Source organism: Streptomyces sp. NPDC059917 (assembly GCF_042730635.1).
GTDB lineage: Bacteria > Actinomycetota > Actinomycetes > Streptomycetales > Streptomycetaceae > Streptomyces.
Map to the genome: position 1 here is coordinate 47,942 of NZ_JBHWLC010000016.1, position 13,079 is coordinate 61,020.

Here is a 13,079-nt window from a genome sequence, read left to right on the forward strand (position 1 = left end):
GGGGGTCACCCGCGGGCGACGGAGCGAGCGACCGCGGCCGCGATCACCGAGGCGAGGATCCAGCCGGTCCCGATGAGCGCGAACGCCAACCACCGCGTCGCCCCGACCGGTACGAACGCCTGCTCCTGGCCCAGGTCCACCCACGGCAGGACGAGGTCGAGCGCGTAGGCGAAGCCGTTGAATCCGGGCCCCTTCCCCGGCTCCAGCGGAGCAGGGGGGCGGGCGGCGAAGACCGTTCCGCAACCGGCGACCACCAGCACCAGCCAGCACAGCGCGCGCCAGGGCCGGTAGCCGTAGCCCACGAGGGCGTCCTGCACCGCTCCCCAGATCCGGGCGGGGCCCGTACGCGCCCGGCCCGACCGGCGCTGCTTCGCGTACTGGACGGCGCGCGCCTCGTCCGGCAGACCCGATCGGGCGTAGGCCGCGGCCAGTTGCTCGTACGGCTGCGGGCGGAACGCGTGGCCGTCGAGGGCGAGCCAGGCCAGCCGCCGGGCCGCCGGGAGCACCGGACTGAGGGCTTCGTAGACGAGGCCGTCCAGGACCAGCTCCGCGGGCCAGGCGGCCGGGTCGTCGTGCAGGTGCCCGATCCGGGCGTGGTCCAGGGCGACGGCGCAGCGGACCGGTGCCTCCGGGCACAGCGCCACCTCGCCCGCCTGGAGCAGGCGCAGGTCCAGCGGGGTGATCGGGTCGGGCGGCGCGGCCGGGTCGGAACCCGGCGGGGCGAAGCGGGCGCCGGTCAGGTCGAGCCGGTGACGGATCACCGCACCGCGCAGCGACACGCCGCCCCGGTGGACCTCCAGCGCGCGGGCGTCCACCTCGCCGACCGCGGCGTTGCCGAGGTCCAGGGCGTTCCCGCCGGGGTGGTCGAGGCTCGCCCCGACCAGCGAGAGGTTGGCCCGCAGCTCGGCCCCGACCAGCCGGACCTCCCCCCGTGCGGTGAAGGACTCCTCGCACCAGAACCCGCCGCGCACCGTGACCCCGGCCGCGCCGAGGGCGATCCCACCGGGGTTGTGCAGCCGCGCCCCGGAGAGGTGGACGCTCCCCGACACGGTGGCGTCGTACAGTCGCATCCGTCCGTCGACGCGCAGGCGCTGGGCCAGCAGCCGCTCGCCGAGCACCGCGCGGTCCAGGACCAGCGCGTCCGCGCCCGCCCGCTCGATGCGGGCGCCGATCAGGTCGACCACCGCGCCGAGCCGCGCCCCGCCGAGCAGTACCCCGCCGGTGGCCCGCATCCCGGCGGCCTCCAGCGGGCCGACCAGCTCGATCCCCGCACCGGCCCACGCGGTACCGTCCCACGCGGCCCCGGCCCCGGCCCCGGTCGCCCCGCCGGCGTCGCCGTCACCATCGGCGTGCGGGCCCAGGGCGGCGCCGACCAGCCGCAAGCCGCCGAAGAGGCGCGCGGCGTCGAGCCGGATCCCCGAGGGGCAACGGATCCGCTCCAGGTCGAGGAGTCCGTCCACCACCACCCGGTCGCCCTCCAGGCGGGGCATCCGGCAGCCGGACAACCGGATCCCGCGCAGCCTGGCATCCGTGAGCACCACCGGAGCCTCGAACCAGCAGTCCTCGATCACGATCGGCCGGTCCACCGTCAGGGCGGTCAGGTCGAACGAGCCCGTGACGCGCGCACCGCGCGGGACGAGCCCGACCCGGCCCCCGGTCGGCCGACCGAGCCGCTCCAGCAGTTCCTCGGCGCGCACCTGAGGTCCGTCGTACATCGCTCCCGCCTCCTCCTCACCCGGTCTCCGTACGGCGGCACCGATCCTGACGAACTCCTCGCCGGGTGACCGGGGCGCCGGTACGCTTCGAAGCGGTGGGACCGGGGGTTGCGAGGTTCCGGTCCGGTGCCATTGGAGAAGCTGGCTGTCGCACTCGTGTCGCACGGCGACCAGAGGTGAACGACGTCGCACGGCGACCTGGGGTGAACGACGATGAGTGGCGACCGTCCCGTGCGTTCCCGTCCGGCCGGCCCTTCACCCACGCACGCCGGTGCGACCGCCGCCGTACTCCGGCAACTGCTGCTCCAGCGGGTGGAGTACCGGGACCGTTGGACCCCGCTGGCCCGGCGCAGCGGGCCGACGGCGGGGGTGAGCCAGGCGGCCGTCGCCGAGGTGATCGCGCTCCACCTGTGGGAGACCGGCGAACGGCCGGACACCGACCGGGCGTTGCCCCGTGCGCTGAAGGACCGGGTGCAGCGCGCCCTGAACGGCGAGGTGTTGAGCCCGCAGACGCTGGACTGGTTCATCGGAGCCTTCCGCATGACCCCGGCGGACAGCGCCGTGCTCCGGGGCGAGCGCTTCCAGGACCCGGCCCGCCGGGATCCGCCGCTGATCAACACCCTGCGCGACGAGCAGCGGCTGCCCCTCCGGCAGCGACACCGTACGGTCTCGGTCTTCGAGCGGCGGTCCATAGGCCTGGGCGGGTATCCCGTCCGGCACCGGACCACCCAGGCGATCATCGCCTGCGAGGACGGCGTGGACAGCTTCCCGCACCGCCTCTGCCCGGGCGCCAGCGAGGTGGCGGTGCAACGCGGAGGCCGGGTCACCGCCCGGCACGAGCGGGACTGGAGCACCCCGGTGCTGGAGATCACGCTCCCGCGCCCGCTGCGTCAGGGGCAGGTCGCCTCGCTGGAGTACGACGTGCGGTTCGACCCCGGTGATCCCGCGGTGGAGTACCGCCGGGTCGCCCACGCCCGGGCGGAGAACGTCGACATCGTCGTCGAGTTCGACCCCGGCCGGCCGCCCCGCAAGCTCTGGTGGGCGGTGTGGGACGACCACAGCGGGGGCAGGGTGCTGTTCGAGGAGCCGGTGGACTTCGACGACACGACCGCCGTGCACCGCTTCCTGCCGTCGCTGGAGAACGCCGCGGCAGGCTTCCGCTGGACCTGGTAGACCCCACCGCGCCCACCCGCCTGCCCCTCTCGGCCCGCCGAATCCAGCCCGCCCGGCGGGGCCGACGGACCGACCCCGACCACATCCAGCCCGCCCGGCGTTTGAGGGCCCGCCGGAGGCCCCGCCCACCGGCACCAACCAACGGGGCTCCGCCCCGCCCCGGGCTCCGCCCGGACCCGCGCCTCAAACGCCGGCGAGGCTGGAGTGGGCCAGCACACCCAGCCCGCCACATCCAGCCCGCCCGGCGATTGAGGGCCCGCCGGAGGCCACGTCGACCGGCACCCGGGACTCCGCCCCACGCCTCGAACACCGGCGGGGCTGGGGTGGGCCAAGCCCGGGACGCCCGGCGTGGCTGGGGTGGGCCAAGCCCAGCCCGCCCGGCGATTGAGGGCGCGCCGGAGGTCGTGGCGACCGGTACCTGCCCGGTGGGGGCGGGGCTAGTGGGGGGGCCAGGCGAAGTGGGCGTGGATCAGGGTGTCGGCCGTGCTCGCGTCGGCGTCGATCAGCGCGTCCAGCAACGCCACGTGCTGCGCCGCGTCGGTGCACAGCAGCGACCGCCGGCTCCGGGCCCACTGCACCCGCCGATGCACCTCGTCCGCGACCCGCAGCAGCTGCCCGTTGCCCGCCAGCCCCAGCACCCCCCGGTGGAAGGCCCGGTCCGCCTCCGCGTACCCCGGCAGGTCACCCGCCTCCGCCGCCTGCACGGTGGCCTCGGCGAGCGGCCGCAGCGCGACCCAGGACGCCCGTTCGGCCGTGCGGACCAGCCCCAGCATCACGGGGACCTCCAGCAGCGCCCGCACCTCGGCCAGCTCGGCCAGCTCGCCCGGCGTCGGGGCGATCACCCGGAAGCCCCGGTTCGGGAGGCATTCCACCGCCCCCTCCATCGCCAGCTGCTGCATCGCCTCGCGCACCGGCGTGGCCGAGACCCCGAAGCGTTCCCCCAGCGCGGGCCCGGAGTAGATCTCGCCGGGCACGAGCGCGCCGTCGACCAGTGCCGCGCGCAGCGCGTCGAGGACCTGGCCGCGGACGGAATGGCGCAGCACCGGACGGCGCGCGCAGACGCCGTCGCCGCCGGCTTCCGCACGGGCCTGCTCGGGCACCCCGGCACGGGCCGCGTCCTGCACTCGATCCTCCTCCGCTCCGCTCCCCGCCTGCGGGTTCCTCCCGAGAATAGGTGACGGGTGCCGGTCGCCGACGATACGGACCGCACGAGATCAGGTAAGGTAAGGCTAACCTGTTAACGATCGCGCGATTCGGTGGACCACCCATGGCCCGCATGACCGTCACGGCACCCCCTTCCCCCTTCACGGACGCCTACGCCCGCCTCTCCGCGGCCTTCCCCGGACTGCGGGTCACCGAGCGCGCCGCGCACCTTCCCCCGCCCCGCGGCGCCGGATGGGTCGGCGCCGACGAACTCGCCCTGGGCGGCGCGGCCTTGGACTCCTTCCTCGCGTGGGACGAGGCCCAGGTGCTGCGGGACCACGGCCGCCGGGCCCGCCCCGACGTGATCGCCAGCTTCGGCCTGCACCGCTACGCGTGGCCCGCCTGCCTGCTGATCACGGCGCCGTGGCTGCTCGCGCGGCGCGTGCCGGACCTGCCCCCGGGCCAGGTCGCCTTCCACCGGACCGCCGGTCGGATGAGCGTCGGCATCGAACGGTTCGCGTGCCTGCCGGACGATCCGGCCGCCCAGCTCCCCGGGGCCCTGGTCGTGCCCGACGAGGAGGCGCTGCGCGCGCGGGTGCGGGTCGCGGTGGCCGAGCACCTCGGGCCGGTGCTGGAGGGCTTCGGCCCCCGGATGCGGCGCGGCCGCCGGGCGCTGTGGGGCATGGTGACCGACGAGGTCGTCGAGAGCCTCTGGTACATCGGGGCCCTGCTCGACGAGGAGCGCCGCACGATGGCCGAGCTGGAGCTGCTCCTGCCGGGCGCGAGCGCCCCGTACACGGGCGGCAGCGGCTTCCGCGTGCTGACGGGACCCGCGGGCGAGGAGCTGCCCACCCGGGACCGGGCCAGCTGCTGCCTCTTCTACACGATCCACCCGGATGACGCCGAGGCCGCCTGCGTGACCTGCCCCCGGACCTGCGACGCGGACCGGGTCGCCCGGCTGACGGCGGCCGTCGCGGCGTGATGCCCCTGGCGAAGCCACCCGTTCGGGTGGGGTTATTCGAACTCAATCGGCCCTGAACGCGAGCCAGTTCGACCCACAACACCCTATCCGGCGGGCCCCGCCCCCCGTTGGCGTCCTCTTGCCCCGAAACCCGCGTGCGGCCCTCGCGCGATCCGCCACTATGGCGCCCGGAAAGCCGCATACGCGAGGCAAGGGACACCGCATGAGACTGACCGACATATCGCTGGACTGGCTGCTGCCCGGCAGCCTGTTGATCCTGGGCGTACTTGCGGCAGTGGCGGTGCTGGCGAAGAGCAAGCGCGAGGGCGAGAAGGCCGCGTCGGACGACAGCTGGGAACGCAGCGAGGACCGCCGCCGCCGCAAGGAGGCCGTCTACGGCACCGCCTCCTACGTCCTGCTCTTCTGCTGCGCCGCCGTCGCCGCGGCGCTCTCCTTCCACGGGCTGGTCGGTTTCGGGCGGCAGAACCTCAACCTCTCCGGAGGCTGGGAGTACTTGGTCCCCTTCGGCCTCGACGGCGCCGCCATGTTCTGCTCGGTGCTCGCCGTCCGCGAGGCCAGCCACGGTGACGCGGCCCTCGGGTCGCGGATACTGGTGTGGCTCTTCGCCGGGGCCGCGGCCTGGTTCAACTGGGTGCACGCACCGAGGGGCTTCGGCCACGACGGCGCGCCGCAGTTCTTCTCCGGGATGTCGCTGTCCGCGGCGGTCCTCTTCGACCGGGCCTTGAAGCAGACCCGCCGGGCGGCGCTGCGCGAACAGGGCCTGGTTCCCAGGCCGTTGCCGCAGATCCGGATCGTGCGTTGGCTGCGGGCTCCGCGGGAGACCTTCGGCGCCTGGTCGTTGATGCTGCTGGAGGGCGTGCGCACGCTCGACGAGGCGGTCGACGAAGTCCGGGAGGACAAGCGGGAGAAGGCGCAGGACCGGCACCGCAGGCGGGACCAGAACCGGCTCGACCGGGCCCGTATCAAGGCGCTGGGACGGCAGAGCCGGGCCTTCGGCCGCTCACGGGGCCGACAACTGCCGGAGACCATCATGGAAGAACACGAACTCGCGGGCGCACCGGGTGCGGCCGCGGGCTCCACACCCGCCATCGGCGGGGAGCCGGCTCCGACCGACGCGGGTCAACTCCCGCTGCGGCGGCGGCCGTCGCTCCAGGCCGTGGGCGGGGCCGATCCGTCCGAGACGGCGTCCCGGACGGTGGACCTCACCGCCGAGGACGACACCCAGACCATCCCCCGACTCGACTCGTTGGAGCGCAAGTTGAAGGACCTGGAGCAGCAGTTCGGCTGACCGGCCACCGTGGCGGCGGTAGCGGTCCGGGCGCGCGGCGCTCAGGCCGGTTCCGCCGCCCACGTCGCGTCGGCGCCCCCGTCGATCTCGAACCACACCACCTTGCCGGTGGAGCCGCCCAGGGAGTCCACTCCCCAGGTGTCGGCGAGGGCCTGGATCAGCACCAGCCCCCGGCCGTGCGTACCGTCGTCGGCGGTCGGTACGAACGGTCTGGGGTGGCGTGCGGCGTAGTCCCGTACCTCCACCCGCAGCCGGGTGGCGGTGAGGCCCGCGAAGACCTCGGCCCCCTGATCGGTGTGGACGAGGGCATTGGTCACGAGTTCGGTCGTGAGCAGTTCGGCCACATCGGCCGCGTCGCCCCGGCAGCGGTGCCGGAGCAGTTCCCGTAACGCCCTGCGCACTTCGCCCACCGCCTTCAGGTCCGCCCGGCGCACGCGGCGGGATATCCACAGCGTGTCGCCCGCGTTCCCGTCGCCCGTGGACGACGGTTCCCGAGGTTCGGGCCGTCCTCTTCTCGACAGCTTTCCGGTGTTCGCCCCCACCCGCACGGCGACAGCCCTCCGTATCCCGAAGTCCCTCTCGAACAGGCCTACGGAAGGGCTTCTTCCCACCGGGGGAATCCGCACTCCTTCCAGCTCGACTCCGCGGCACCTTGAGGAGGTTGGATCGAGCCACCCGGATCAGCCGGCGGATCCCGCCGGTGCACGCGATCTTTCCGGCGGAACGTGCGAGAGCGGTGACCATTTCGGTACGGGTCCTCGGTGGAACCGACAGGGCGCCGGAGACGGTCGCCCCGTCCACCGGAGCAGGCCCCTCGTGCCGGAATCCGCCCCCGGAGCCCCGGTGAGCTGCTCGGCACCGCGCGCCCGACACGCGTGCGCCCCGCCGCTCCCCCGCCGCCGGGGCGCTCGCGGCGCGGTCCGGACGGTGATTCGTCGTTCCGTACGAAGGCGGCCGGAAATCAACATCTCCCGCTCGACCATGCCCGAGGACGACCTGTCGAACAGGACCACTTCGACGGGGAGGTCGTACTGCACCGGGGGGAGTAAATCTCCCCTCGGCATCGAGAAACCGCCGTCGCCCGACACCGGGACCACTTGACGCCGTCAGCGCCGTTCGAGGAAAGATAGCGCGCGACCCCCGGATTGCACATGCCCGTATCCGCGGTGAACACACCGCTCTCCGCCCCGGCCGTCCCGCGCGTCCCGCGCGTCCCGGAGGCGAATCCTTTAGGCGGTACGACTGTTCCACCCGTGCGGGTGGAACCGGCAGCTCCGTCCCGTTCGGGCGCCGCGAGCGCGCCTATAAAGGGGCCCGTCACGTTGATCGACCGATGGGCCCCACCATGCTGCAGAGCGCAATCCGGTTCCTCGCCGCCTTCTCCCTCGTCTCCGTCGTCTCCATCACACCGGCCGTCGCCGCCCCCGGCGCCCCCGGCGCGCTCGCCGACGAGTTGACCATGCCCTGCGGGCCCACCGTCGACTACCGCCCCTGGGACTGGTACCGCACGACGACCGACAGCTCCATCGGCCGCGACGTCGCGGCGGGTGCGGACGGCGAGCGCTGGCAGTGGCGCAGCGACACCAACGTCCTGTGGCGCGGTGACACGCGGGAGGGCGTCGAGGAGATCTTCCGCACCGGTTTCACCCCGCGCGGCAGCCAGTTGACGCCCCTCGCCGAGTACATCGTCAAGGGCGGCGGGCAGAGCAGCGCCCACCTGAGCACGAGTTGCGAGAAGTGGGTGGCGCAGAAGTTCGCCACCTACGGCGCGGAGAAGACGGGTTGGGTCTACGAGATCTACGCCCCCGGCGGCATCGACGTGAACGCCACGGCGCGGCTGAACAACTACAACTCGCCGTACCTGTGGAACAAGGAGGTCGACTTCCCCGGCGGGGTGAAGGGCCAGTACATCAAGGGCGCCTGCAAGTTCCGCCTGACCCGCACCGACCCGGTCACCAAGGTCAGCACCTGGGAGGAGCTGGGCTGCAAGAACAACGCCGACTTCGCCCCGTACAAGGTGGACGTCTCGGCCCTCGCCACCGCCCGCTGACCCCTCCTCCGGCCACGGCACTAGCCACCCGAAACGGACGGCACCGCCGCGCCGCGCCGGGCGGGCCAGAAGTCGAGCAGGGCGGACGCCACTTCGGCGGGCTTGTGCACGTTGGGGGAATGTCCGCCCCCCTCGATCCGGACGAAGGTGGCGCCGAGCCGACGGGCCATCCGCTCCACCCCGGCCGGGTCCCAGGTCTCGTCGGGGGTACCGGAGATCACCGACACGGGTACGGAGGTGCGGGCGAGGTCGGCCGTGGTGTCCGTCTCGTCCAGCATCTGCCGCGCGAGCGCCGCCAGATGGCGCGGGTCGTTGCTCATCCACCGCCGCTCCAGGAAGCGTTCGACGTCCTCGGGCGCCGCGTCGTCCTTGCTCCGCACGAACGGCCAGATCTCGGCGAGGGACATCGATTCCACGACGGAGAGCAGCAGGTGCAGGCGTTCTCGCTGCCAGGGGGAGACGACGCCGGGACCGAAGTTCATCAGGGTCACCGACGCCCAGAGGGAGGGGTCCCCTTGCGTGGCGATGACCGCCGCGCGGGCGAGACTTCCCCCGTACGAATGACCCAGCAGGTGGACCGGACCCGCGTCCAGGCAACGCGTGACGGCCACCAGATCGCCGGCCAGGTCGTCCCGGGAGTACGAGGGCTCCGGCGAGGCGTCGGCGCTCTCGTACTGGCCCCGGCCGTCCATGGCCACGACGCGTACGCCGTCGGCGCTCAGGTCCGCCAGCAGGGGGAGGAAGTCCTCCTTGCTGCCCATGAAGCCGGGTACGAGCAGGGCCGTCCCCCGCGGGCGGGCGTGCTCGGCGGCCGGAACGTCCAGGGCGGCGAAGACCCCCCGCTCCGTTCGAAGCCGCACCGGGCGCGCGTGGTCCGGGGTTTCCAGGCTCAGCAACTGGCTCATGGGCAGCATGATAGGCACGGCCGCCGCGCGGGCGGGGACGCGGTTTCGAGCGGCGGGGACCACCCGGCCCGGCCGCTTCGACGCGCGGTTCGAGCGTCGTTCTAGTCTTCGGATTCGGCGCGCGGGTCGGGTACCCGCGGCTGCGGTTCGTCGCGGTGCCAGCCGCCGAAGCGCCCGAGGGCCTTCCAGAACTTCTTCTCACCGTTGCGTTCGGCCTGCCGACCGGACTCCCACGTGAGGACATCGCGCCCGTACACGCGGCGGGCCAGTTCGTTCACGTCGTCCTCGACGGACCGCAGGTGCTTGCCCAGCCGCTGGATGCCGTCGTTGCTGTCCCGCAGGTACAGGTAGGCGATCAGGAGCACGAGCGCGACCACGGCGATCCGCCAGATCCCGAGGCCGCTGCCCAGCGTAGCCGCGATGGCGGTGGCCGCGCCGGCGTATCCGGCCAGTTGTTGCCGGGCCCCGATCCTCTGGACCACTTCGGACCGCAGGGATTCGTACTCCTTCATCCGAAGGCCGATGATCTCGACGGTCTTCTCGTGCTCGCCCGTGCTTCCGCTCACGACACCCCCTGTCGCTGTGCATCGTGCCCATTCCCGCGGGCGGCCACTCCTCCACGGCGGGAAGGCACGCGGCCGCCCCTTTCGGGCTCAAGACCTGGGCACGTTGCGGAGGTTGGAGCGGGCCATCTGGAGCATCCGGCCGACGCCGCCGTCGAGCACGATCTTGCTGGCGGACAGGGCGAAGCCGGTCACCATCTCGGCGCTGATCTTCGGCGGGATCGACAGGGCGTTGGGGTCGGTCACCACGTCGACCAGGGCCGGTCCCTTGTGCCGGAACGCGTCCCGCAGGGCCCCGGCGAGCTGCTTGGGCTTCTCCACCCGGACGCCGTAGGCCCCCGCCGCGCGGGCGATCGCGGCGAAGTCCGGGTTGTGGTTCGTCGTTCCGTACGAAGGCAGGCCGGACACGAGCATCTCCAACTCGACCATGCCCAGGGAGGAGTTGTTGAAGAGGACGACCTTGACGGGGAGGTCGTACTGCACCAGCGTGAGGAAGTCCCCCATCAGCATCGAGAATCCGCCGTCGCCCGACATGGAGACGACCTGGCGGCCGCGGTCGACGAACTGCGCTCCGATGGCCTGCGGGAGGGCATTGGCCATCGAGCCGTGGCTGAAGGATCCGATGATGCGCCGCTTCCCGTTCGGCGAGAGGTAGCGCGCGGCCCACACGTTGCACATGCCCGTGTCCACGGTGAACACCGCGTCCTCGTCGGCGAGTTCGTCCAGGACGGCGGCCACGTACTCGGGATGGATCGGGGTGTGCTTCTCCACCTTCCGCGTGTACGCCTTGACCACGCCCTCCAGGGCGTCCGCGTGCTTCTTCAGCATCCGGTCCAGGAAGCGGCGGTCCGTCTTGGCCTTGACCCGGGCGTTCAGGCAGCGCAGCGTCTCGCGTACGTCGCCCCAGACCGCGAGGTCCAACTTCGAGCGGCGGCCGAGGTGTTCGGGCCGCACGTCCACCTGGACGATCTTGACGTCGTCGGGCAGGAAAGCGTTGTAGGGGAAGTCCGTGCCGAGCAGGATCAGCAGGTCGCACTCGTGGGTGGCCTCGTAGGCCGCGCCGTAGCCGAGCAGCCCGCTCATGCCGACGTCGTAGGGATTGTCGTACTGGATCCATTCCTTGCCGCGCAGGGCGTGCCCGACCGGTGACTTGATCCGGCCCGCGAACTCCATCACCTCGGCGTGCGCCCCGGCCGTGCCGCTGCCGCAGAAGAGGGTGACCTTGTCGGCTCCGTCGATCATCCGGACCAGCGCGTCGATCTCCCCGTCACCGGGTCGGACCGTCGGCCGGGTGGTCACCAGCGCGTGCTCCACCGACTTCTCCGGGGCGGGCAGCGAGGCGATGTCCCCGGGCAGGGCGACCACGCTGACCCCGCCGCGGCCGATGGCGTGCTGGACGGCGCTCTGCAGGAGCCGGGGCATCTGCTTCGGGTTGGAGATCAGCTCGCTGTAGTGGCTGCACTCGCGGAAGAGCTGGTCGGGGTGGGTCTCCTGGAAGTAGCCGAGGCCGATCTCGCTGGAGGGGATGTGCGAGGCCAGGGCCAGGACCGGAGCCATCGAGCGGTGGGCGTCGTAGAGCCCGTTGATCAGGTGGAGGTTGCCGGGGCCGCAGGAGCCCGCGCAGGCGGCGAGCCGCCCGGTGATCTGGGCCTCGGCACCGGCCGCGAAGGCGGCCGTCTCCTCGTGGCGGACCTGGATCCACTCGATGTCACCGGTGCGCCGGATGGCGTCGACGACCGGGTTGAGGCTGTCCCCGACGACCCCGTACATCCGGCGCACCCCGGCGCGCACGAGGATGTCGACGAACTGCTCCGCCACGTTCTGCTTGGCCATGGAGGGGCGCCCCTTCCGGTCCGGCGATGCCGGACGTGCGGTGTGCGGTGTGCGCCTCCCATCCACGCACGGCCGGGCCGGTTACGCCTCCCAGACCGCGGCGGCGGTGCGGTCGTCCGCGTACCCCTTGAGCCGGAGCTGGGTGTCCGCGAGGAAGGCCGCGAGGCCCGGCGGGTCCTGCCCGGCCCAGCGGGCGGCCAGCTCGGCGGGCAGGGCCGCCTCCTCGCGCATCGGTTCGGCGAGCCCGCCGGAACACAGCAGCAGGGTGTCCCCCGGCCGGGCCACGGTGGCGCGGAAGCGGAAGCCGCCCGGGACGCCCTGGCCCGCGGGCGCGGCCGGGGCGGGCAGCGCCGCGACCGTCGGGAGGGTGGTCCCCACCGGTTCCAGGTCCTGCCACAACCCCTCCCGCAGCCGGAACAGCCCGCCCGTCCCCGCGCCGAAGCAGACCCTGGTCCGGCACTCGGGGTCCACCGGCAGGAGCAGCGCGCGCAGCCCGGCCGTGTACTCCTCGTCGGGCAGCCCGAGCTCGGCGGCGCGGGCCCGCAGCCGCCCGTACCCGCGGTCGGTGAGCCGTTGCAGCCCCGAGCGCAGCGCGTCGCGCCGACCGGCCCGGATGTCGTCGCCGAGGCGGCCCTGGCTGCGGCCGACGGCCGCGGCCACCCAGTGGCAGACCTCGGCGGCGGCGTCCTGGGCGCCGGGCGCCGCGCGGTCCCCGCCCGCGAGGGCGATCAGCACCAGCGCGTCGTCCCCGCCGCCGAAGCGGGCCGTGAGCAGGACGTCGCGGCGGCTCTCGCCGCGGAAGCGGGCGGAGTCCCCGCGCACGGAGGCGGCCCGCAGGGTGTAGGTCCCGTGCCGGGCGCCTTCCAGCACGGTGTCGGGCACGAGGGCGTGGAGGGCCGCCGGGTCCGCCACGGGCAGGGGGCCCGGTTCGGCCGCGTACGTCGGCGCCCGGTCCCCCAGATGGCGCACCTCGGGGCGCTGCGCGGGCTCCGCGGCGGGCGGTGCGACGGCGCTCGGCGGCTGCGCGGCGGGGCGGCGCGGATCCGCGTGCCGCGGTTCGGCCCGGCGCGGCTCCGGCAGCACGGGCGGCGCCACGGACGGCGGGGGCGGGGGCTCCGGGGGCGCGGGCGGCACCGCCACGTCCCCGAGCGCGTACCCGGTGGGGGCCGCACGCTCCGCCGCGGGCACCGCCTGCGCCGGTAGCGCCGCGAGGGGTGCTGCCACCGCCTCCGGCTCCGGCTCCACGTCCCGCACCAGCACCGACGCCGAGCTGAACCGGCTGTCGAGCGTGTCGGCGGGATCGGCCGGTACGGGGCCGCAGCCGGGGCCGCCGGATCCCGGCTCCGGCCCGGCCGGGTCCTCGTACAGCTTCTGCCACCAGTCGTCCGCGTCCCCCTGCTGACTCATGCCCCTAGTGTCGGCCGCCC

At 73.7% G+C, this 13,079-nt stretch carries 12 protein-coding genes; 4 read left to right on the forward strand and 8 right to left on the reverse strand.

Annotation, left to right across the window (positions count from 1 at the left end):
• Positions 1-5: 5 nt before the first annotated feature.
• The gene (locus ACFWAR_RS12015; RefSeq protein ID WP_385775844.1) at positions 6-1,715 is read right to left on the reverse strand and encodes an oxidoreductase; all 1,710 of its coding nucleotides are present in this window, start codon (positions 1,713-1,715) and stop codon (positions 6-8) included.
• Positions 1,716-1,928: 213 nt separating this feature from the next.
• Here ACFWAR_RS12015 and ACFWAR_RS12020 point away from each other — a divergent pair, with 213 nt between their 5' ends.
• Positions 1,929-2,888: a hypothetical protein gene (locus ACFWAR_RS12020; RefSeq protein ID WP_385775846.1), complete on the forward strand. Its 960-nt coding sequence runs from the start codon at positions 1,929-1,931 to the stop codon at positions 2,886-2,888.
• Between the two features lie 437 nt (positions 2,889-3,325).
• On the opposite strand, the gene ACFWAR_RS12025 is transcribed toward ACFWAR_RS12020, so the two are convergent.
• Complete coding sequence (locus tag ACFWAR_RS12025) at positions 3,326-4,060, reverse strand: GntR family transcriptional regulator (RefSeq protein WP_385775995.1); 735 nt, start codon at positions 4,058-4,060, stop codon at positions 3,326-3,328.
• Positions 4,061-4,164: 104 nt separating this feature from the next.
• Here ACFWAR_RS12025 and ACFWAR_RS12030 point away from each other — a divergent pair, with 104 nt between their 5' ends.
• Together ACFWAR_RS12030 and ACFWAR_RS12035 are read left to right on the forward strand one after the other, a co-directional pair.
• A complete protein-coding gene (locus tag ACFWAR_RS12030) occupies positions 4,165-5,013 on the forward strand; it encodes a (2Fe-2S)-binding protein (protein ID WP_385775997.1) in 849 nt (282 codons plus the stop codon).
• Between the two features lie 202 nt (positions 5,014-5,215).
• Positions 5,216-6,301 (forward strand): DUF2637 domain-containing protein, encoded by a 1,086-nt coding sequence (locus tag ACFWAR_RS12035; protein WP_385775848.1) that lies wholly within the window; start codon positions 5,216-5,218, stop codon positions 6,299-6,301.
• A 41-nt stretch (positions 6,302-6,342) separates the two neighbouring features.
• Here the strand turns inward: ACFWAR_RS12035 and ACFWAR_RS12040 are convergent, their stop codons facing one another.
• Both ACFWAR_RS12040 and ACFWAR_RS12045 read right to left on the reverse strand, forming a co-directional pair.
• Positions 6,343-6,735: an ATP-binding protein gene (locus ACFWAR_RS12040; protein WP_385775850.1), complete on the reverse strand. Its 393-nt coding sequence runs from the start codon at positions 6,733-6,735 to the stop codon at positions 6,343-6,345.
• A gap of 246 nt (positions 6,736-6,981) precedes the next feature.
• On the reverse strand, positions 6,982-7,365 hold the full coding sequence (locus ACFWAR_RS12045; protein ID WP_385775999.1) for a hypothetical protein: 384 nt from the start codon (positions 7,363-7,365) through the stop codon (positions 6,982-6,984).
• Between the two features lie 281 nt (positions 7,366-7,646).
• Between ACFWAR_RS12045 and ACFWAR_RS12050 the strand changes: the two genes are divergently transcribed.
• A complete protein-coding gene (locus ACFWAR_RS12050; protein ID WP_385775852.1) occupies positions 7,647-8,351 on the forward strand; it encodes a hypothetical protein in 705 nt (234 codons plus the stop codon).
• Between the two features lie 20 nt (positions 8,352-8,371).
• Here ACFWAR_RS12050 and ACFWAR_RS12055 read toward each other — a convergent pair whose 3' ends face one another.
• From ACFWAR_RS12055 to ACFWAR_RS12070, 4 genes are all read right to left on the reverse strand, one after another.
• On the reverse strand, positions 8,372-9,256 hold the full coding sequence (locus tag ACFWAR_RS12055) for an alpha/beta fold hydrolase (protein ID WP_385775854.1): 885 nt from the start codon (positions 9,254-9,256) through the stop codon (positions 8,372-8,374).
• Positions 9,257-9,357: 101 nt separating this feature from the next.
• Entirely contained in the window at positions 9,358-9,822 is a 465-nt protein-coding gene (locus ACFWAR_RS12060) for a hypothetical protein (RefSeq protein WP_385775856.1), read from the reverse strand.
• An 87-nt stretch (positions 9,823-9,909) separates the two neighbouring features.
• Positions 9,910-11,652 (reverse strand): pyruvate dehydrogenase, encoded by a 1,743-nt coding sequence (locus ACFWAR_RS12065; RefSeq protein ID WP_385775858.1) that lies wholly within the window; start codon positions 11,650-11,652, stop codon positions 9,910-9,912.
• An 81-nt stretch (positions 11,653-11,733) separates the two neighbouring features.
• Positions 11,734-13,059 carry a protein phosphatase 2C domain-containing protein gene (locus ACFWAR_RS12070; protein WP_385775860.1) on the reverse strand — a complete coding sequence of 442 codons (1,326 nt, stop codon included), beginning with the start codon at positions 13,057-13,059 and terminating at the stop codon, positions 11,734-11,736.
• Between the last annotated feature and the right edge of the window lie 20 nt (positions 13,060-13,079).

What these genes read in the sequence shown, in the direction of transcription:
- ACFWAR_RS12015 (WP_385775844.1), bottom strand. Translation starts at nt 1,715, where the DNA reads ATGTACGACGGACCTCAGGTGCGCGCCGAGGAACTGCTGGAGCGGCTC.
- ACFWAR_RS12020 (WP_385775846.1), top strand. Translation starts at nt 1,929, where the DNA reads ATGAGTGGCGACCGTCCCGTGCGTTCCCGTCCGGCCGGCCCTTCACCC.
- ACFWAR_RS12030 (WP_385775997.1), top strand. Translation starts at nt 4,165, where the DNA reads ATGACCGTCACGGCACCCCCTTCCCCCTTCACGGACGCCTACGCCCGC.
- ACFWAR_RS12035 (WP_385775848.1), top strand. Translation starts at nt 5,216, where the DNA reads ATGAGACTGACCGACATATCGCTGGACTGGCTGCTGCCCGGCAGCCTG.
- ACFWAR_RS12045 (WP_385775999.1), bottom strand. Translation starts at nt 7,365, where the DNA reads ATGCCGAGGGGAGATTTACTCCCCCCGGTGCAGTACGACCTCCCCGTC.
- ACFWAR_RS12050 (WP_385775852.1), top strand. Translation starts at nt 7,647, where the DNA reads ATGCTGCAGAGCGCAATCCGGTTCCTCGCCGCCTTCTCCCTCGTCTCC.
- ACFWAR_RS12055 (WP_385775854.1), bottom strand. Translation starts at nt 9,256, where the DNA reads ATGAGCCAGTTGCTGAGCCTGGAAACCCCGGACCACGCGCGCCCGGTG.
- ACFWAR_RS12065 (WP_385775858.1), bottom strand. Translation starts at nt 11,652, where the DNA reads ATGGCCAAGCAGAACGTGGCGGAGCAGTTCGTCGACATCCTCGTGCGC.
- ACFWAR_RS12070 (WP_385775860.1), bottom strand. Translation starts at nt 13,059, where the DNA reads ATGAGTCAGCAGGGGGACGCGGACGACTGGTGGCAGAAGCTGTACGAG.